Raw genomic sequence first — 19,358 nt, 5'->3', positions numbered from 1 at the left:
GGGACCCCATTCTATCACGACAAATGCAAAAGACATTTACTGAACCGCACCGGTACCCCTTGAAACTACAATCTTTTAGAGGGGTAACCAGGATGGCAAAACATAACCGATTTCCCCCTGAAGTTCGTCAACGCGCCGTTGGAATAGTTCTGGTGAAGCAGAATATCTACAACTCAAAATGGGCTACTATCTGCGCCATTGCCCCAAAGATTGGCTGCACTCCCGATACATTACGTATCTGGCTCCGCCAGCAGGAGCCCGAGGATGATGGAAAGGATATGGCAGGCATTGCACGATATGATAACTCGTATTCATCAATGCCGCTCGATGTGGCAACTGCTAAATAGAGTTCGCCACTTTATGGAAACAGTCAGTCCCTTTCCTGAAAGAAAACATGGTCAGGCAAAAGTGTAGCGGTATTAGGTGCAGCTATTTAGATAAAACTAACAATTGTTATAGCTGGCGATCATTAACAGTATCTTCTGCCTAATAATTTTATCTCGAATGCTGGAAAATATGGCCTTTCCATAAGAAAGGCCATTGACTCAAAAAAATAAATCACCCTCGACTACAGCCGAAATTACGATCGCCCTCACTAAATACTTTAGTATCAAGTTTAGTCAGATAATCCAGACGGTTAAGCAGATCATTGTATATGATGTCAAAATCAGGATCATTTACGTTAAGTACATACCGACAATTATCAGGAAAATGAACAAGCTCACGACAATCTTCAAGTTCTAGTCCGAGAGCACTGTACCAGGCTCTGACTATCTGGTTGCTAAGTGTACCACTATGCTTAAGATGCCCCAGATGGTAATAAGCATCCTTGTTAAAGAATAAGCAAATGTGGAAATGGCATTTGCCATTCTTTGAGTATTCTCTTACCCAGACATTTCGTACAACATTTTTGTTAACTCTGATTCCAGCAAACTTTCTGCGATGTTCATGAGCTTCCAGAATCGCTTTAAACGAATCCAGAAAACGTGATATTGCACCCGGTTCAAGGTTAGGAAAACAGCATACCGTATCACCATTATCCAAAATAGGTGGGTAATGAAGATCCACTCTTAATGCCATTGTACGATGAAACTGATTGATAGCATTACTAGCTGTCTGAGCAATTCTGTCTCGGTAGGCGAGGATATGCTCACCATGAGAGCCTTGGTATAGTTCCATAATATATCTCTGATTTAATCATCCCTGTGATACCACAGGGATGTATTAGTAATTATTCATTGAAGGTCGTCTATCTAATAGCCCTAAGTAACCATATATTACCTTTCCTACATTTAAATTTAGGCAAAAGGCAGCCATAGTCTTTAATGACTGATAAAAACAACTCTGTAATTAGTAAGAGTGAATTAATAACCTATTAAACTTCGCTACCAAAGCGCCACTTTAAATAGCATCCCAAATATTATCTGGTTGGATAAAAAGAGTTTTACCTTTTTTATAGGTACTTATTTTACCTTGTGAGTAAAGTGTGTTTAGTAATTCATTCGTTCTATTACGCTCTCTGAACCGATTGGGTCCATATTGCAGTATTGTGTTTTTCCTAATGTAAGGTACAAAATTTTTATTACAGTATTCTTTTATCCACCAATAAAGCTCATTTGCATCTGTATTGACCACATCTAGCTCCTGCTGTTTGGAAAATAACTTTATATACTCATCTGCGTACCATGCACTTATCTCTATAGCAGCTTCTGCAGCGGTAAGAGATATGTCTCCCTCATCACCATTAAAATAGTGTAATAATGCAGCAATCCTTGCCATATTTTCAGCGATTTTAGATGCATAATCTTTAAAGTCTGAAAGAAATCCGAGTAACCGCATTTCTGTTTCAACTTGATTATAAAATGCAATCCATCTCTGTCCTGCTTCTGGCGAGAAATGCAGGCAAATACGCTCATCTTTGTTTTCGATACTCTCATTGACGATCTCCATTAATCGCTCATGGAACACAGGCAAATGTTCACTTGAGACAACAGGATTAGTTATTTGTCTATATCCTTGTGTGGAAAAGGGACGACAAATAAGTGTACGAGCAAAAAATCCTATCCCTTTTGCTACATCCCCTTTTCTTTCAATATATCTATTGATAACTACAGACTGAACCTGCAGGGATAATGTCAATCTGGCATTTTTTATTAACCTCTCAGGTGCATTTTTCCTTTCGACTGAATACGTTGCGCCATCCCACATTTTGTTGATAAACGGCAATTCATTTAATGCATAACCATTAAATATGGTCCCAGCCTCATCTGATAAAATGCCAACTGATGGCCAGTCACCACAGAGGTACTCTTTTATCGCCGCTGGTGTGGTATCATTAAACGTCAACTTATATCTGACAGGCTCTACAGGATAACTATCTTGCAGCATACTCAGACTTTCACGTGTTATGATTGGATCTTTGCCACCACGGATCTCTGACTTCAGTTTTGACATCAAAGCTTTCTCTTCCGCCTTGAAAATCTTTACGTTATACCGCCACTTAATTATTTCTTGTTTATATAGGTCAAATAGCCGTTCCTCTAGTTGGTAAATGGGCTTCATTAACAACTTACTTACTGTGCTTTTCCGTTCCCCAGATTCCGCAATTGTCACAATAAAAAGCGATGTAGGGCCACGCAGATTATTCAACCTACAAACATCAATTCTGTTCTGACAAACAAGAGATATGACGCCAAGCATCTCTGCTGCAACCATGGGAAGCGGTGCCTGAGTATGTTGCACTATCTCATAAATTGCATTTCCCACCCTCGCGGGGAACACATGTATGGGGAACTCTCGATCTCCCGACATAAAACCTCATCATCATTTAATGTAAAAAGTACCTCCGGTTGAGTTGCTATTCCGCTATTAATAGTGGAAATAGCAAGATGCATTCCCAACCATTAGATGAAAAATACTAAAAAACCATGGTTCTTAGCGTTCATTAATCCAGTAGAGTAGATCGCTAAGCAACCACCCGCACGACTTAGCTCCAAGTGATTTGCGTTGAGGAAACCTCCCAGCCTTTTCGAGCTTCCAGGCTGTAGAGCGAGAAATCGAAGTGATATACTGACGCTCTTTTTCCCGCACCAGACGGTCACCTTTCTCACCGTATACATGCAGAATTTGCAACCGTTGTTCAGGGGTTGGAATAATAGATGTTGTACTCATATTGCCTCCTTTGTTTCGATAGAGGCAGTTTGTACAATTTAAATAAAGATTTAAAGAAGAGAGGTTCCCATTACACTAATGTCTAATGAGAACCTTATTGAGATATTTATTTGAAATTAAGAATATTTAATAAGAAGAGCATCAAGGTAGGTCTCTAACATCGAGGAAGTAATATCCTGTTGTAGCAGATAATTACTGCCTTCTTTGGTCAATATATTTACCAACTCTCCCAGTGTAAGGTTCGCATGCCCGTGTTTAATTATTAAATATATTACATTATCTTTTATTTTAGAATGACGACCATCCTCAATTTCTAAAGATAACTTACCTTCTTCTATTAAAGAATCTTTAACCCATTTTGATACAGTTTTGTTACTAACATCTTTTATAGATAAATTATGATTATCCCGGACTGCATTCAATATATTTGTTGTTTTTAAACAATTTATTTCGCCATTTTCTTTTGAGAAATTTATTTTGAGTAAAATTAATGCAATGAACGTCTGTATATGATAGTTCTCTACTTCATGGATTTCATTTTCTTCATTATTGAAAATTTGAAATAAATCTTGATATCCAGAGTTATCAATGTACAAGTATTCATGCGATACAAAGATATTTTTATCAAAAATCAAATAATCCTTATCATCCCGACCAAAAACTCTAACTTCTCCAGGAGTTTCATTCCACAATTCATTAGCATTTTTAAGATTATAATTATCCTTTGCTAAGTGAGTTGTACTCGTAGGTTGTAGTCGCCAAAAACCACTTGCATATCCGTTGTAAATATATTTATAAAATCTATCCCCACTAAAGTTTGGATACTCATTTATTTCTGATCGATCACAAGGTATAAATTTCCTAACGGCAGACTGAGGTTCTTTTTCACTTTGATAGAGGTCCTCTGCAGTCCTGATATAATAAGTATCATACCGATGCTCATTTTTATTCGCATAACGAATTATTCGGCAGTATTCTGAACGAAGATTAACATAGAGTCTTATTTTATTATCCAGCCATGTTGATATGATATCCTCTAGGCTCACATTAAATTTTTTCGAGAACTCGTCAGCACGACAAACAATATCAGGGATATCGAATTGTTCAGATATATTAAACAGATCAGAAGCATCAAAAAAATCAGAGTTACTTGTCATTTATCGCCACCAATGAATTGACCTTATCAATTACAATGGATTGTATCAAGGCAAAGCGATGAATTTAAAAACTATTTAATGACAATGTAAGTTTTTTCATCATCTCAAATCGAGAGATGCACAGCGCTACTCTATGAACGATGCAGGTATTCACTGTTGTATCCCTGTTGTTAGCAGCCTTGCAGGCAGTTCCCATCCGAACTAGAATCAGTGCAACAAAACAAGGTTATCACCATGACAAAAAAAGCAGCACATACTCAGATCACTAGGACTCAAATCTACCGCGCCGTCGCCAGCTCAACCGCGATCGAAACCGGTGCTTCTGTGCAAAAAATTGAGCAGCAACTGAAACAAAATCAGGCACAGGCGAAAGCCGTTGGCCTCGCTCGTTAATCTGGCAAAATGTCGCTCACCAGTTGCATCATAGGGCTATAGTTCCCTGATACGCCTGCCTGTATTGCCTTGAAGTAAAACGCCTTGTGCTCATCCCACAGGCTGTAGTCCAGTAAGCCCCTCCCCGCCAGAACCGACAACACATCGCAAAGCAATCTCGACAGACGCCCATTACCTTCTCTGAATGGATGGATCAAAATAAACTCCACATGGCATTCAGCCAGATAGCTAACCAGCTCCGGACGAGCCAAGGATTTCAGTTCACCAGAACGGGAGAGAAACTGCTTCTCGAAACCATCAAGCAGCAGCGGAATCCTGTCGGCAGCGGCAAACTGAAAACCGTCTTTAGTCAGGTTGGCATTGCGTAACCTCCCTGCCCAGTCATACACATTCCCCAGCCATTGGCGATGCCACCCACTGATGTGCTCAAAAGCCAGCACCGCTGGCGGCTGGCCCTCGATAAATAGCTGTTCATAAAGCATCAGCAACAGGCCTGATTCCAGCGCCTCCATTTCCTCTTCATCAGTGATCCCTAACTTATTAGCCAGCACCAAATCCCCAGAACCCGGCTGATACCGCTCTTCTGCTGAATTAAGCTCATATTTTGCCAAGCTCTTACCTCCGCCCAAACAAGTTCACAACGTTGTTTTCCTGCTGTCGCTGATAGTTGTTAACCCGATCTTCCCAGATCTCAAGCGCCCTGCGCTTTTCAGTCAGGTAATCATAACGATCATAGTGTTTCGAGCTGACGTCGTTCAAAGCGTGATTCTGAATACGGTCGCGGATCTCTTTGCTAATCCCCGCCTCTCCCATCAGCGTTTTACAGGTCCGGCGTAAATCTCGCGCCGTGAAAACTTTAAACTCAGGATTAAAGGCCCGGAAATACATGATAGAACGCGCCAGACTGTCGGTACGCACCGGGCGCTCACCGTTTGTTGATAGCGGGAAAATATAGGGACTGTTACTTTCCTTAGTCAGCTCTTTAACCGAGGCTAATTCCTGTAATGCCGACTCAGTCATCGGGATCAGGTGCTCACGCTTGTTTTTCGATACATCGGCAATGACCAGTAACGTCTTTTGCTGCCAGTCAATCGCGCTCCACTGGCTGGCAATCATTTCAAACGGGCGCTGCCCGCCAGCATAAACACAGAAGCGGATTAGGTGCTGCATCAGCGGCCCAACGTTGGTGGCCTGAGCGAACTGCTCCATGACAAGACGAAGCTCTTCCAGCGTTAACCATGTATCACCCACTTTTTCTGCCGAGGACTGTTTCGGTATGGCCGATACCGGATTAACTTCAAGTCCGAACGTAATGCCCACGCTGGTATTCATCGGATCATTATCGGCCTTCAGACCGTAGTTAAATGCCGCCATTAGGTAGGAACGAATTCGGTTCGCATGGACTACAGCATCACGCTGGATAATACCTGAGAGAATGGTCTTGATCTGCAGAGGTGTTACATCCTTCGCTTTGGTTTCGCGAGGAATAACCGTATAGCACTCTCTTTCCATGCGCTTCAATACATCAGCCCACGTCCGCTTGTTGTCGAGCTTCATCTTATTGACGTAACCATGCACCAGTTCTTCAAACGATCCCTGAGAACGATGCAACTGCATAATGTGCTGTTCGGCCAGGCGCTGTTGCTCAAGCTCTTGCTGGGGCTCTTTTCCTTCAACAAGCCAGGCACCATACTTTTTCGCCAGCTCATTGGCCGTCACCAGTTTCATCTCAGGCCAGATGCCCAACTGGATGAACTTCTCTTTCTTCCCTTTCTCAACGTAGTAACGGAAATAAAAAACTTTGCTGCCAGAAGGCTGAACCTTAACTCCAAGCCTGCCAGTACCACGTTGAGCACTGTTGCTCCACACGTAGTACGCCGTGCTTTTTGTCTTCAATCCACGTATAGCAGTCTCAGTAAGATTAGCGGCCATGAGTTTACCTTTCTAAGGATAAGCGTTACCTGACCCGATGCCCATTTCGGGTCAGGTAATGGGTCAGGTAAGGATAGTACAATGGGGAAATAAGAGAACCAATCAGAAACAAAAATAACTTCATAACCGATTGATTATAGACAATTAAAAATACAAACAGAGACAATGGCGAACAATTAAAAACATGCCAATTTTATGACTCATAATCGCTTGGTCACTGGTTCAAGTCCAGTAGGGGCCACCAAATTTAAGCTGTTAAATCAGTACATTAAGCCAACTTTCGAGTTGGCTTTTTTGTATCTGAGGTCAGTGTCGCTGCATTTTCTAGAGCGGATTGCCATTCATGTACTAAAAATTTTATATCTTAAGCTTTGTTAGATTCACGCCATTCTGCAACCATTTCCTTTGTAACTTCTTTTTTATAGCAAATGGGTGAATAACCACCAGCTCGACTCCACGCGCTGCGTTTTCCACAACTACTTCCATTGCTGGCAGAGTTAAAAGGACATGGGCAGTTACCAGGGTACGACTCTATAGACTCGTTGATAATCATCTGTTTTACATGGTCATCAGATGAATTAGCCACTTTGGCGAAAGTAGGGACAGAGAATAAGACTAACGCGAATGCCAGAATTGATATTGAATATTTCTTAGCTAAAATCATTATTTCGCACCTCCTTGTGAAAAGGAGAGTATTCGGCTATCAGTAGAAATTCTTATTGATTTAGATTGATAAACCATCAATGTGATTAGAAAATCTTTGGTTATACAGACAGTAAAGTGACGCTGCGCTTTGCCTAGTTTTCTCAAGATATATAGGCCATTGCTATTTGCTTGCCGAACATTCAATAGCCAGCCCCTTCGTTGGTGAGATGTTTTAGCCCGCTAAAATTCAAAGCTGCTTAACGACCTACAATAATTCTCGTACTATAAAATAGCCATCTAACTCTCCGATGAGACCTGAAAATGTCTGTGCTTACTCACTTTGATATGCTTTTTCAATACAAGGCCTGGGCTGATAAAGAGATCCTCTCCGCTATCGCCAATGTTGATACCGCTGCTTATAAAGATAAACGTCATCTTATGATTCGCCTGATGAATCATATTTATGTGGTTGATCAGATCTTTATCGCCAATATTCAGGGGATTCCCCACCGTTATACTGCGCTGAATACAGTTGAGACACCGCCTCTAGAGGTGCTGAGTGACGCCTTTGCTATCAGTGATAATCACTATCTCGAGTACCTTCACTCTCTGGTTGAACAGCAATTGGATGAAATGATTAACTTCAAATTTGTCGATGGGGGAAAAGGGGCAATGAGTAGAAAAGAGATGTTTTCCCATGTTGAGCATCATGGTGCTTATCACCGAGGCGCTGTCGGGTGGCTGTTGTCTGAATGTGAGGTGACACCGCCAAAAGATGTGCTAACCCTTTTCTTACGCGATACTTATCAGGCAGAGCAATAATCAATCCCAGAGGCGATTAAATACGTTATCAGTTGATAACGTATTCAGTATAAGAATGCTATGAATTGACCGATTGCGTTCTGAGAGCATCAATGGCGGCAGTTGGCACCGATATTACGGATTTGAGACTATTTTCAATACGTTCAATAATGGCCATTCGTGGGCCAGAAAGCCAGCCGTCACTGCTGTAAAAACGTGCCTCAGCGCCCGCTAATGCCTCTTGACTGTCAAAGGCACGCATCAGGTAATAAGCATCTGGGTCGTGCAACGATTGACCATAAGCGACGACGTCCATCCCCTATCTGGCGTGCAAGGGAATGCTGATCTCTTGCATAATTTGGTGGAATTCCGCACCACTACCTGGCTTCAATGTGTATTGCAGTATTTCCAGTATCCGAGAATCCATTTGCCTTTCCTGTCATTAATATCCATTGAGATTATGTTTCCCACCGCTGATACCTTCCTTACTGCTTAATCACTTTTTCCCGATGGCATTCGCTGGCATCCAATACCTTACCTTGCTGTGAAGATACTGTCAGCTTACTGATGGGATGCCCACTCTGATTCTCAACTAAAATAGAATGCTTTTCGCCAGCAGCAAACAAGTGATCTTCGCCCCATTGGCGCAAGCTGACCACAATCGGGAATAATTGGCGGCCTTTATCCGTCAACACATATTCATGGTAAGCACTGCCATCAGAGGCTGGGACTATCATCAGAATGCCGTGTTCAACCAAATCACGCAGGCGACTCGCCAAGATATTTTTCGCCAATCCAAGGTTATTGCGAAATTCGCCAAAACGGCTGATCCCATCAAAAGCATCACGAATTATCATGAGTGACCAGCGATCCCCCAAGACCTCAAGCGTTCTGGCAACTGGGCATTCTTCTGCCTCTATCCGGCCTTCACTCGTTTTAGTCATTCTTTTACTCCGATTAATTGCTGGAGAAACTGGTTGCATATTAAAACCACCTCTGTTAAAAATCAATTAAGTGGTTTCAAATGAAAACCAGAAAGGCATCAGGTATTTTTATGTCCATCAGAAAAGAATCAGCAAAGAGTCGCACTCGTCGATTACCACAAACGGCTCTGGCACCGCACCTCACATCAATAATGGTGCCACTCTTAGCGATGGTATCCGCCATGGCGGTTGCCAATGTTTATTTTGCTCAGCCCCTACTCGATACTATGGCAACGGATCTTAACGTTAGTCCGTCGGCGATCGGTCTGGTGGTTACTCTGACGCAGGCAGGGTATGCCTTGGGGCTGATATTCATTGTGCCTTTGGGTGATCTGTGGGATCGCCGAAAATTAATTATCGGGCAGTTATTGTTATCTGCTGTGGCATTGATTTCGGTTAGCCTTGCCCCCACTTTTTCGCTGCTTTTGATGGCGATGCTGATTATCGGCCTGATGGCTGTCGTGGTGCAGGTGATTGTGGCTTTTGCTGCAGCACTGGCTCCAGAGCAACAAAGAGGCAAAATAGTGGGTAAGATCACCAGCGGTATCGTATTGGGAATTCTACTCGCGCGCTTTATCTCAGGTACGATGACCGACTTTGCCGGTTGGCGTTCCGTCTATTTTTGCTCCGCAGCAGTGATGTTATTAATGGTGATTGTGCTTTATCGCGTCATCCCACCCGTTGCCAAACCGACTGTATCGTCATATCGGCAGCTACTACTGTCGCTATGGGGGTTATTTACCCGTGAGCGGGAGTTACGCATACGATCCACTCTGGCCTTACTGATATTTATGGCTTTTAGCGTGCTATGGACCGCGATGGTGTTACCACTCAGTGGCCCGCCATACCTATTATCACCTAGTCAGGTAGGTTTATTTGGGCTGGCAGGTATCGCTGGCGCATTCGCCGCAGCCCGCGCAGGGCAGTGGGCGGACCGAGGGCTCGGAGTGAAAACAACGCAAATCGCCTTGGCATTGCTACTGCTTTCCTGGTTGCCGATTGCATTTTTGCCTTATTCACTCTGGTGGCTGGTTATCGGTGTCGTGATATTAGATTTTGCCGTTCAGGCGGTGCATGTGACCAATCAGAGCATCATATTGGCGTTACGTCCTGATGCCCAAAGCCGCTTGGTTGCTGGCTATATGTTGTTCTACTCCATCGGTAGCGCCATCGGAGCTATCAGTGCAACAATTGTATATGCGAATGCGGGATGGTCAGGTGTTTGTATTCTTGGGGGGATGATAAGTGCCATTGCAATGCTATTTGCACATCTGGCGTACAGGAAATATTCCACAGTATAATTAGTTGAATATCATTGATTTTATTTATACATTTATTGTTCGACCTATACTCATGGTAGTTATCGATAACCCAGTTCAGACTATACAGGAGTCATCGTCATGCTAAATATAGATCGGAAATACCTTATGAGCCTTGATGAAAGTACCTTAAAAAAACAGCGGATTATCATGCGGGTCATCGCAATCCTGCTATTACTGGGTGGGATCTTTTGTCTTATTAACCCACTGGCCTCCAGTGTTGTTCTCAGCAAAATTATTGGTGTCCTACTGTTACTCAGTGGGATTGCAATGATAGTGGGTATGGTAACCAACCGTTCCCATAATCTTTGGCCAATGGTGACCGGTATTTTACTTGGCATTGCATATATTGTGATGGGTTATGTATTTATTACCAATCCAGCAATAGGGATGATAAGTCTGGCCGTGGTGCTGGCGGTGCTGTTTGCCTTTGGTGGGGTGATGCGGTTGATAACCGGTTTTAGAACATGGGGAATGCCGGGGGCATGGCTACAAATCTTGCTCGGCGTCTTGGATCTGATTATTACCTATCTATTGGTGAGTGCCGGCCCACTGATGTCGATCACCATGGTTACGACTCTGGTTGGGATTGAGATGCTATTTAGTTCATTTAGCTGCTTTATGGTCGCTGGTTTATATAAACAGAATTAATAACCCATTATTCGCAGCGGTATCCTGAATTGCGATACCGCTGCCTTGGGAATATTCTCATGTTCGCTACTGATATTGCTACTCAGTTTGTGAACTGCCACAGTGAAATAACGGTAACCGATTAATTCTCTCACCCTAGGTAGGCTGCGTGAAACTAACTGATTTTTTAATTGCTCTATGTATTACCGCTATTTGGGGGGTTAATTTTTCGGTAATAAAACTTGGCCTTATTACCGCAGACCCGCTTATTTTAGCCGGGATTCGCTTCGCACTCTGCGCCCTGCCCGCAGTCCTTTTTATCAAAAAACCTGACACTTCATGGCGATACATAATAGGTTATGGCCTACTATTTGGTATCGGTTTATGGGGTATCGTCAATCTGGGTATTAAAGCCGGTGTCTCAGCAGGAATTGCTTCGTTAGTGCTGCAATTCGGCGCGTTCTTTACCATGATCCTTGGCACATTGCTGTTTGGCGAAAAGCTCTCAAGATATCAATGTATTGGTATCGCCATCGCGCTCTCAGGGCTAACCAGTATTATTTTCATCAGTGATGGTTCTGTCACGCCTACTGGCCTGATATTGGTATTGTGCGGTGCAGTGGTATGGGGGCTGGTGAGCATTATAATTAAAAAATCCAATACCAAACAGGTTTTTGCCTTTCTAGTTTGGTCGAGCTTATTTTCCCCTATCCCGCTATTTCTACTGAGCTATCTATTTAATGGCTCCCGCGGCTTTACTGAATTAGCCGCCCAGTTCGATGTAACCACGCTGTTCTCTATTCTATTTCAGGTCTATCCCAATACGCTGTTTGCCTATTGGATTTGGAATTCATTACTGACCAAATACCCGGTTTCCGTTGTCGCACCATTATCGCTGCTAGTCCCGATTTTTGGCCTGCTAGGTTCCGTGATGATTTTTAGTGAAAGCATTCCCACCGCGAAAATTGTCGCGATGATACTGATTATCAGTGGGTTGGTTATCGGCCTCTACGGTAAACGGCTTATCGGCTTGCTACAGAGGAAATCCTCAGTGGCTCCCTAGTTTTGCTGCCGCCCAGTAAAATGGCCTGACTGAAGGTGCTATAGTCAGCTTTTATACTCCGACGAGAGCTATTATGTCCCGCAGCCAGCGTCTGCTTGATTTGATTCAGATATTACGCCGCCATCGCTATCCGGTAACAGGGGCTGCGCTGGCGGAGGAACTGGCTATCAGTGTGCGAACACTTTATCGCGATATTGCCACCCTGCAACAGCAAGGCGCTGATATTGCGGGCGAACCCGGTCTGGGCTATGTGCTACGCCCGGGGTTTATGCTGCCGCCTTTGATGTTCTCCGAAGAGGAGATAGAAGCACTGGTATTAGGATCGCGCTGGGTCAGCCATCGTGGAGATACCCACCTGAGTGCCGCTGCCCGTAATGCGCTGGCGAAAATCGCGGCGGTTTTACCTGCGGATTTACGCGACGAGTTAGATGCCTCAACACTGCTAATCGGCCCTGTTGGCCATATGCCTGACTGTGAACTGGCGCTGCCAGTGTTGCGCCGCGCAATCCGTGCCGAACGCAAAGTGGATATTACCTACCAAGACTTAAAAGGGGCTGATTCATGTCGCCGTATCTGGCCTTTTGCTATCGGTTTTTTTGAACAGGTGCGTGTAGTGGTTGCCTGGTGTGAGCTGCGCCAAACCATTCGTAACTTTCGCGCGGATCGAATAAGTGCTATTTCGCTTACGGATCAACGTTATCCTCAGCGCCGACATCTGTTGCTAAAACAGTGGCGGGAAGCGGAAGGCATCGATGATCAGTCGCTGCTATCTACACCACCAAAACTGTAGCTTTTTATTGTCACTGCAAATCAATAATCACTACTGACAGAAACTGTCAGTAGACCCCGCTAGGATAGCCCCCAGTTAAGCGATATTCGGTTAACAAATAACTATCCATTTGATGACATACCTAAAGTATTTGGAATTTCAGGCAAGGCCGGTCGAGCACCGATTTGAGCGCTGTAATTTCAAGTACTAAAGGGATAAGGGGAAAAACCATGGCAGATCCGAATTTCATTATTCTTTATGTTGATAGCCCGGCCAACAGCGCGACGTTTTACGGTGACTTGCTGGCAAAGGCACCGGTAGAGCTTCACCCAACTTTTGCCATGTTTGCACTGGATTCAGGGGTGATGCTGGGCTTATGGTCAAAACATACGGTTGAACCGGCGGCGACAGCCACGGGCGGCGGCGGTGAAGTGGCTTTTGCCCTGGCCGATAAAGCGGCGGTGCAATCGTTATATAATGACTGGCAACAACGCGGCTTACCTATTTTGCAACAACCATTACAGATGGATTTCGGCTATACCTTTGTGGCTTTAGACCCTGATGGTCATCGTTTGCGAGTGTTTGGTGACTGATTAATAGTCATAGTTATAGTTATAAATAGCCATCGCTAGAGACGAAGGAAATATACTTTATAGGTATAATTCCTTCGTTTAATACTTCACGTTACTGCCCCTTCCCTGATGTCATATTCATGACGGCTATCACAATCAGCACACTGCGATTTCCCAAGCTGCACAGCACCGTCTAAATTTGAATAAAAAATCTCATCCGACCACTTGCTGAATTCGGCCAGAGCGGCAGAGACATAACAATAACGGTTTGGTGATATTGCGCCGATTTACGTTGCTGCAATATAACCAGAATGCACCCGATGGAGACTGCAATGTTAGCTTACCCTCACCTGCTCGCACCCCTTGATCTTGGCTTTACCACCCTGAAGAATCGCGTATTAATGGGTTCGATGCATACCGGGCTAGAGGAATTACCCGATGGACCACAACGTTTGGCCGCATTCTATGCCGAGCGGGCCGCCGGTGGCGTCGGCCTGATCGTTACTGGCGGTATCGCCCCCAATAAGCAAGGCGTGGTGTATCAGGGTGCCTCAGTATTAAATGATGCGGCGCAAGTTCCCCATCACCAAATCGTGACCGATGCAGTGCATCAGGCAGGCGGTAAAATCGCGTTGCAAATCCTGCATGCCGGCCGTTATAGCTATCAAAAACACCCCGTGGCCCCCTCCGCATTGCAAGCGCCGATTAACCCCTTTACCCCACAAGCATTGAGTAGTGATGAAGTGCGGCAAACTATTGCCGACTTTGCCAACTGCGCACAGCTTGCCAAACAAGCGGGTTACGATGGTGTCGAGGTGATGGGTTCTGAGGGCTATTTGATTAACCAGTTCCTCACCGCCAGAACTAATCAGCGCGATGATGATTGGGGCGGGGACTTTACCCGCAGGATGCGTTTTGCCGTAGAAATTGTGCGAGCAGTCCGTGAAGCAACCGGAACTGATTTTATACTGATTTACCGCCTTTCGATGCTTGACCTGGTAGAAGAAGGTTCCAGCTGGCAAGAGATTGAACAATTGGCGCAAGCGGTTGAACAGGCCGGAGCCACCCTGATTAATACTGGCATTGGTTGGCATGAAGCACGCATTCCCACTATCGCTACCATGGTGCCACGGGCTGGATTCAGTTGGGTAACGCGCAAATTGATGGGGGCAGTGGCTATTCCGCTGATCACCACTAACCGCATTAATGACCCTGCCGTCGCTGAGCAGGTACTGGTTGATGGTTGCGCCGATATGGTGTCAATGGCGCGCCCGTTCCTGGCTGATGCTGATTTTGTCCAAAAAGCCGCACAGCATCGGGCCGACGAAATTAACACCTGTATCGGCTGCAATCAGGCCTGTCTGGACCAAATTTTCGAAGGCAAACTCACCTCATGCCTGGTCAACCCTCGCGCGTGCCGTGAAAGCGAAATGCCCATAGTTCCCACAGAAACACCGAAACGGTTAGCAGTAGTCGGTTCCGGCCCAGCCGGATTGGCTTTCGCCGTTACCGCCGCCAGCCGTGGTCATCAAGTGACGCTATTTGATGCAGCAACTGATGTCGGCGGCCAATTCAATATTGCCAAGCAGATCCCAGGCAAAGAAGAATTTTATGAAACGCTGCGCTATTTTCGCCGCCAGTTAGTGCTCCATGGTGTTATTCAACAGCTAAATACCTCGGTACAACCACAGCAGTTGGCTGATTATGATGAAATTATCCTCGCCTGTGGTATCCAGCCACGTCTGCCGGCTATCAAGGGGATCGAGCATCCGAAAGTCCTTACTTATCTGGATGTATTGCGCGATAAAAAACCGGTCGGTGAGCGCGTAGCCATTATTGGTGCGGGAGGAATTGGTTTTGATACCGCCGAGTATCTCAGCCAATCCGGTGATTCCAGCAGTCTGGACAGCGCTGCATTCAGTCGTGAATGGGGTATCGATCAACATTTAGTACATCGTGGTGGATTATCCCCAACGGGGGCCAAAGTGCACCCATCACCACGGCAGATTTTCCTGTTGCAGCGGAAAACCAGCAAGGTCGGTGAAGGTTTGGGTAAAACTACCGGTTGGATCCACCGCACCAGTTTGGCAATGCGTGGGGTGAAAATGCTTAACAGTGTGAGTTACGACAGCATTGATGATGAAGGTTTGCATATCACCCGTGCAGAACAGGCGAGCTGTTTACCCGTCGATACCATCATTATCTGTGCGGGCCAGGAACCGCGTAGGGAATTACATCAGCCCTTGCTAGATATGGGAAAAACCGTGCATTTGATTGGTGGCGCGGATATCGCCGCAGAGCTGGATGCACGCCGGGCAATTGATCAAGGGACGCGTTTGGCGCTGGCTATATAAGCAGGAATAAGCAAAACAGGGGGTGGCATGAACCACACCCTGCGGCTTCAAGTAGGGAATACCCAAAGTAATTGGAGTCGCAGGTAGGCAGCAAGTGAACAACAAATTGGTCGGGAACCGATTTGAACAGCAGTTATGCTAGCCCGCAGGGTGAGCCTCAAGGATGAGGCTCATTAATCCCGATGAGCTTACATAAGTAAGTGATTCGGGTGAGTGAACGTAGCTAACACCCCTGCGGCTACAAGCAGGGAATACCCAAAGTAATTGGAGTCGCAGGTAGGCAGCAAGTGAACAAATCCCGATGAGCTTACATAAGTAAGTGATTCGGGTGAGTGAACGTAGCTAACACCCCTGCGGCTTCAAGTACGAAGGGTATTTAGAAATCGCTATACGACATATCAAGACTACCGCTACCACCCCCCTCGGAACGGGATGATGCCGTTTTCACTGCTTTCAGCACCATAAACTTCTGGTTTGAATCCAATGTTTCGCAGTTACCGAACAAACGTTTAAGTTTGTGGAAATAATCCAGATGGCGATTACCCACAATCATCAGTTCACCGCCCACCTTCAAACAGCGTTTAGCATCACAGAACATCTGCCAGGCCACATGGTCACTGACTGCATGCTGTTGGTGGAACGGAGGGTTACATAGCACCAATTGCAGGCTCTCACGCTCAACACCGGCCAACCCATGGCTTACCATGAATTCACAGCGTGGTAAGTCTTGTGGGCGGTTATAGGTGATATTCAGTTCACTGGATGCAACGGCCATATAGGACTCATCGACAAACAACATTTCTGCCAATGGGTTTTGTTCCAGCGCGATTAAGCCAACAACACCATTACCACAACCCAAATCCGCGATTTTGCCCGTCACATCATAGGGCAGAATCTCCATAAAGAAGCGCGCACCGATATCCAAATTATTACGAGAGAAAACGTTAGCATGGTTATGGATAACATATTCGGTATTCGCCAACGGCCAATCAGTGGTTTCCAGCGCATCTGCCAGTGGAATATCCGCCACTTCGCAGTGAATCAGGCGGGATTTCTTCCACGCCAGCGTAGTTTTGGTTGGGCCAAGAATTTTTTCGAACAATTGCAAAGTTGAATTATGCACATCGCGGGATTTTGCCCCAGCAATAATCACCGTGTCTGGGGCAACGACCAGGCGCAATGCGCGTAATTGCTGTTCCAGCAGCGCCAAAGCTTTAGGGATCTTAATCACCACCAGCTTAGGGGCTGCGGGTAACGCATCCATACTGCTCAACAGGGTAACGGCATTTTCATCTAACTGGTTTAACTGCACGTTATGCGTCGTTGCCAACTGGCTCATATAAGAGTCACTGACACTAAATGGACGATGAGCATGTAAAGCACAGGCCAGCGTTCCAAACTGATCATTAAACACCAGCACCGGGCGGCCATCAATCTGACTTAAGTCAATGTTTTGTAGCAGATATTCATCTGCCGCTTCCCACGCCTGTAGGGTATTGGAATTTTCTTGTGGTGGAAAACGCTCAAGCTCAAGGCTTTGCGTTCCCAGTAAGAGTTGGCTCATCACCGCTCCTGAATAATAAATTTGGGCTGTTTATCCCCTAAAACGGGCGATCAGTAAAATGTTTTTTTGCTTAAATGACGTTTTAGCAAGGCCAAAGCTAGCTAAAAGTGAGAAATTCCAGCGACATGACCTGATAAGCAATCTGACCAATAGCTCAACATAGCTTAATGAATGGCGTATTTTACCCCGATACCAATCATTACTAAAGCTTACTTTCATGTTAACTCATTATCAAATGACTTAAATTCTTTTGGCTCAATATAAAATACCCTACCAGACGAATTTAAACGATCTATTAATTATAGATCTTTACTCATTTACATAACAAATTAAATAATGAATATATTACCACTTAATTAAATAACATCAAAAGTTATATTTATTTTAACCAGATTCAAATACAACACATTGAGAGAAAACAGATAGTTGCCACTGGAGAACAATATAGTTCGCCATAGATAAAATTTTAATATTAATTACCAGGAAGGTAAATAAAAAATGTATATATCAAATATTTTTCAGCCTGATAGTGGCAAAGAAACTCTGCAACCTACTGATGACCATTTATCACCTTATCGTATAACGCCTTATGCTAAAGCTATTAGTGCTTTGTTATTAGTATTGGGTAGCACACCTGCTTGGGCTGATAGTAAAGATAGTTTATTCGATGAAGTAGGTGCTGTATTTACTGAAGCCAGCGATCTCTTCCAGGCGATAAAACCCGTTGCTGCTAAAGTGCTCTCCCCAGAGCCTATTGCTCAAAAACAACAGCAGCTACAAGAGAAAAAAAAACCGAAAGCAGGCATCAATATCCCACGAGCGGATATCGTAGACAATATAGCTAAATCAACACTTGTCATTGGCCACAATCTGCAAGCCGGTAGTTATCTTGCCAATCGAATGGCCGCACAACAGATGTTTATCATTGGCGACGTACAGCATCACCAAGGAGAAGTTCCCTACACTGACCCAATGACGGGCGAGCAAAAAGTTACCAGCATGTGGTTAAACACCAATGGGGCGATAACCCGTTTTAATTCCGCTCAGGACCAACTACATACCAAAGGCACTCGTTATGCGACCCAGTTAGGGGGAGAAATAAGTCAATGGCATATCGGCGAACATGACCTGGGAATTCTGGGAATAACTGCCGGTATCGGTAAAGCCAACAGTCGTAGCAATTCCACCACATCTCAGCATCACGCTAATGGTTCTGTAGTTGGCTATAACTTAGGGTTATATAGCATCTGGCATGCCAACAACATCAGTCAACTTGGGCCTTATATTGGTTTACTTGCACAATACGGAATGTTTAATAATCAGATTAAGGCATCAGAAGTCGTCACCGGTGCTAATTATAAGTCTTATATATTCACCTCGGCATTAGAAACAGGTTACAAAATTCAATTGATCGAAAAAGATAAGGCTAAGTTATTTGTACAACCGCAGGCGAAAGTATTGTTGCAACGTAGCAGTGGGCTGCAACATAAAGAACTCACCGGGCCACAGATAAAGATAGAAGAGCACAATACGGTTACGACCAAATTAGGATTACTTACAGCGCTAGAACTCGGCATTGATACTTTATCTACTACTAACACCTTAAAAATCAAACCGTTCATTGAAGCTAATTGGATAAATAGCAACGGGGATAAAGGGTTATTACTAGATAATGCCCATATTGCACCGCAAGGAATTAACAACATTGCTGAATTGAAACTGGGTGTTGAGGGCAAGTTCAATAACAACCTTAAGCTATGGAGCCATCTTGGTCAGCAGTTAGGTAAGCACAATTACTCAGATACTCAAGCGGCTTTGGGTATCAATTACCAATTTTAAATTAGTTAGATACTAATTTACTAACTAAAAACCAGTACCAGCAAAGTGTAACGTGATGCTGGTATTGGTACTTTTTATTCGAGTCATTAGATTTGACTCAACTGAACAATAGGATTTTGTCTAAACAGCAGGAAACCGTTATTATCACTCAATTACTACCGTCAAT

Annotated in this window: 18 protein-coding genes and 3 pseudogenes; 11 read left to right on the top strand and 10 right to left on the bottom strand. The window is 44.5% G+C overall.

Annotated features, from left to right (window positions below):
• Nucleotides 1–92: 92 nt before the first annotated feature.
• Both EL015_RS21845 and EL015_RS02655 read left to right on the top strand, forming a co-directional pair.
• Nucleotides 93–293, top strand: a pseudogene (locus EL015_RS21845) (transposase); the annotation flags it as partial.
• Nucleotides 268–414, top strand: a pseudogene (locus tag EL015_RS02655) (IS630 family transposase); the annotation flags it as partial. The pseudogenes EL015_RS21845 and EL015_RS02655, both read left to right, overlap by 26 nt.
• A gap of 144 nt (nt 415–558) precedes the next feature.
• Here EL015_RS02655 and EL015_RS02650 read toward each other — a convergent pair.
• From EL015_RS02650 to EL015_RS21780, 4 genes are all read right to left on the bottom strand, one after another.
• Nucleotides 559–1,179: an inovirus Gp2 family protein gene (locus tag EL015_RS02650; protein WP_032907469.1), complete on the bottom strand. Its 621-nt coding sequence runs from the start codon at nt 1,177–1,179 to the stop codon at nt 559–561.
• A 222-nt stretch (nt 1,180–1,401) separates the two neighbouring features.
• On the bottom strand, nt 1,402–2,811 hold the full coding sequence (locus tag EL015_RS02645) for a YfjI family protein (RefSeq protein ID WP_005190447.1): 1,410 nt from the start codon (nt 2,809–2,811) through the stop codon (nt 1,402–1,404).
• 123 nt (nt 2,812–2,934) lie between these two features.
• Nucleotides 2,935–3,171, bottom strand: a complete 237-nt coding sequence (locus EL015_RS02640) for a helix-turn-helix transcriptional regulator (RefSeq protein WP_022631407.1) — start codon at nt 3,169–3,171, stop codon at nt 2,935–2,937.
• A 116-nt stretch (nt 3,172–3,287) separates the two neighbouring features.
• Entirely contained in the window at nt 3,288–4,328 is a 1,041-nt protein-coding gene (locus tag EL015_RS21780; protein ID WP_005190448.1) for a hypothetical protein, read from the bottom strand.
• 234 nt (nt 4,329–4,562) lie between these two features.
• Between EL015_RS21780 and EL015_RS02630 the strand changes: the two genes are divergently transcribed.
• Nucleotides 4,563–4,721 carry a hypothetical protein gene (locus tag EL015_RS02630; RefSeq protein ID WP_086018961.1) on the top strand — a complete coding sequence of 53 codons (159 nt, stop codon included), beginning with the start codon at nt 4,563–4,565 and terminating at the stop codon, nt 4,719–4,721.
• Here the strand turns inward: EL015_RS02630 and EL015_RS02625 are convergent.
• The 3 genes from EL015_RS02625 to EL015_RS02615 all read right to left on the bottom strand — a co-directional run bounded on the left by EL015_RS02625 (nt 4,718) and on the right by EL015_RS02615 (nt 7,314).
• The gene (locus EL015_RS02625; protein WP_005190454.1) at nt 4,718–5,332 is read right to left on the bottom strand and encodes a Fic/DOC family protein; all 615 of its coding nucleotides are present in this window, start codon (nt 5,330–5,332) and stop codon (nt 4,718–4,720) included. The genes EL015_RS02630 and EL015_RS02625 overlap by 4 nt on opposite strands.
• Nucleotides 5,333–5,336: 4 nt before the next feature.
• Entirely contained in the window at nt 5,337–6,653 is a 1,317-nt protein-coding gene (locus EL015_RS02620) for a tyrosine-type recombinase/integrase (protein ID WP_032907474.1), read from the bottom strand.
• 364 nt (nt 6,654–7,017) lie between these two features.
• Nucleotides 7,018–7,314: a hypothetical protein gene (locus EL015_RS02615; RefSeq protein ID WP_371112944.1), complete on the bottom strand. Its 297-nt coding sequence runs from the start codon at nt 7,312–7,314 to the stop codon at nt 7,018–7,020.
• 305 nt (nt 7,315–7,619) lie between these two features.
• Here EL015_RS02615 and EL015_RS02610 point away from each other — a divergent pair, with 305 nt between their 5' ends.
• Nucleotides 7,620–8,120: a DinB family protein gene (locus EL015_RS02610; protein ID WP_032907479.1), complete on the top strand. Its 501-nt coding sequence runs from the start codon at nt 7,620–7,622 to the stop codon at nt 8,118–8,120.
• Nucleotides 8,121–8,178: 58 nt separating this feature from the next.
• Here EL015_RS02610 and EL015_RS02605 read toward each other — a convergent pair.
• Nucleotides 8,179–8,526: pseudogene (locus EL015_RS02605) on the bottom strand (putative quinol monooxygenase).
• Between the two features lie 58 nt (nt 8,527–8,584).
• Nucleotides 8,585–9,043: a winged helix-turn-helix transcriptional regulator gene (locus EL015_RS02600; RefSeq protein ID WP_005190463.1), complete on the bottom strand. Its 459-nt coding sequence runs from the start codon at nt 9,041–9,043 to the stop codon at nt 8,585–8,587.
• 110 nt (nt 9,044–9,153) lie between these two features.
• Here EL015_RS02600 and EL015_RS02595 point away from each other — a divergent pair, with 110 nt between their 5' ends.
• The 6 genes from EL015_RS02595 to EL015_RS02570 all read left to right on the top strand — a co-directional run bounded on the left by EL015_RS02595 (nt 9,154) and on the right by EL015_RS02570 (nt 15,789).
• A complete protein-coding gene (locus EL015_RS02595; RefSeq protein WP_032907482.1) occupies nt 9,154–10,383 on the top strand; it encodes an MFS transporter in 1,230 nt (409 codons plus the stop codon).
• 99 nt (nt 10,384–10,482) lie between these two features.
• A complete protein-coding gene (locus EL015_RS02590) occupies nt 10,483–11,052 on the top strand; it encodes an HdeD family acid-resistance protein (RefSeq protein ID WP_032907485.1) in 570 nt (189 codons plus the stop codon).
• 148 nt (nt 11,053–11,200) lie between these two features.
• The gene (locus tag EL015_RS02585; RefSeq protein ID WP_005190472.1) at nt 11,201–12,094 is read left to right on the top strand and encodes an EamA family transporter; all 894 of its coding nucleotides are present in this window, start codon (nt 11,201–11,203) and stop codon (nt 12,092–12,094) included.
• A 73-nt stretch (nt 12,095–12,167) separates the two neighbouring features.
• Complete coding sequence (locus EL015_RS02580; protein ID WP_005190475.1) at nt 12,168–12,884, top strand: helix-turn-helix transcriptional regulator; 717 nt, start codon at nt 12,168–12,170, stop codon at nt 12,882–12,884.
• Nucleotides 12,885–13,093: 209 nt separating this feature from the next.
• On the top strand, nt 13,094–13,456 hold the full coding sequence (locus tag EL015_RS02575) for a VOC family protein (RefSeq protein WP_005190478.1): 363 nt from the start codon (nt 13,094–13,096) through the stop codon (nt 13,454–13,456).
• 311 nt (nt 13,457–13,767) lie between these two features.
• The gene (locus EL015_RS02570; RefSeq protein WP_032907487.1) at nt 13,768–15,789 is read left to right on the top strand and encodes an oxidoreductase; all 2,022 of its coding nucleotides are present in this window, start codon (nt 13,768–13,770) and stop codon (nt 15,787–15,789) included.
• A 376-nt stretch (nt 15,790–16,165) separates the two neighbouring features.
• On the opposite strand, the gene rlmG is transcribed toward EL015_RS02570, so the two are convergent.
• On the bottom strand, nt 16,166–17,353 hold the full coding sequence (rlmG, locus tag EL015_RS02565) for a 23S rRNA (guanine(1835)-N(2))-methyltransferase RlmG (protein WP_032907981.1): 1,188 nt from the start codon (nt 17,351–17,353) through the stop codon (nt 16,166–16,168).
• Nucleotides 17,354–17,851: 498 nt separating this feature from the next.
• Here rlmG and EL015_RS02560 point away from each other — a divergent pair, with 498 nt between their 5' ends.
• Nucleotides 17,852–19,192, top strand: a complete 1,341-nt coding sequence (locus EL015_RS02560; RefSeq protein WP_005192895.1) for an autotransporter outer membrane beta-barrel domain-containing protein — start codon at nt 17,852–17,854, stop codon at nt 19,190–19,192.
• Nucleotides 19,193–19,358: the final 166 nt, after the last annotated feature.

The organism is Yersinia intermedia, assembly GCF_900635455.1.
Taxonomy (GTDB): domain Bacteria; phylum Pseudomonadota; class Gammaproteobacteria; order Enterobacterales; family Enterobacteriaceae; genus Yersinia; species Yersinia intermedia.
This window is presented reverse-complemented; position numbering and strand designations above follow the sequence as displayed.

Excerpts from the sequence above, each read along its gene's own strand:
- EL015_RS02650 (WP_032907469.1), bottom strand. The coding sequence starts at position 1,179 with ATGGAACTATACCAAGGCTCTCATGGTGAGCATATCCTCGCCTACCGA.
- EL015_RS02645 (WP_005190447.1), bottom strand. The coding sequence starts at position 2,811 with ATGTCGGGAGATCGAGAGTTCCCCATACATGTGTTCCCCGCGAGGGTG.
- EL015_RS02640 (WP_022631407.1), bottom strand. The coding sequence starts at position 3,171 with ATGAGTACAACATCTATTATTCCAACCCCTGAACAACGGTTGCAAATT.
- EL015_RS21780 (WP_005190448.1), bottom strand. The coding sequence starts at position 4,328 with ATGACAAGTAACTCTGATTTTTTTGATGCTTCTGATCTGTTTAATATA.
- EL015_RS02630 (WP_086018961.1), top strand. The coding sequence starts at position 4,563 with ATGACAAAAAAAGCAGCACATACTCAGATCACTAGGACTCAAATCTAC.
- EL015_RS02620 (WP_032907474.1), bottom strand. The coding sequence starts at position 6,653 with ATGGCCGCTAATCTTACTGAGACTGCTATACGTGGATTGAAGACAAAA.
- EL015_RS02610 (WP_032907479.1), top strand. The coding sequence starts at position 7,620 with ATGTCTGTGCTTACTCACTTTGATATGCTTTTTCAATACAAGGCCTGG.
- EL015_RS02600 (WP_005190463.1), bottom strand. The coding sequence starts at position 9,043 with ATGACTAAAACGAGTGAAGGCCGGATAGAGGCAGAAGAATGCCCAGTT.
- EL015_RS02595 (WP_032907482.1), top strand. The coding sequence starts at position 9,154 with ATGTCCATCAGAAAAGAATCAGCAAAGAGTCGCACTCGTCGATTACCA.
- EL015_RS02590 (WP_032907485.1), top strand. The coding sequence starts at position 10,483 with ATGCTAAATATAGATCGGAAATACCTTATGAGCCTTGATGAAAGTACC.
- EL015_RS02580 (WP_005190475.1), top strand. The coding sequence starts at position 12,168 with ATGTCCCGCAGCCAGCGTCTGCTTGATTTGATTCAGATATTACGCCGC.
- EL015_RS02575 (WP_005190478.1), top strand. The coding sequence starts at position 13,094 with ATGGCAGATCCGAATTTCATTATTCTTTATGTTGATAGCCCGGCCAAC.
- EL015_RS02570 (WP_032907487.1), top strand. The coding sequence starts at position 13,768 with ATGTTAGCTTACCCTCACCTGCTCGCACCCCTTGATCTTGGCTTTACC.
- rlmG (WP_032907981.1), bottom strand. The coding sequence starts at position 17,353 with ATGAGCCAACTCTTACTGGGAACGCAAAGCCTTGAGCTTGAGCGTTTT.
- EL015_RS02560 (WP_005192895.1), top strand. The coding sequence starts at position 17,852 with ATGTATATATCAAATATTTTTCAGCCTGATAGTGGCAAAGAAACTCTG.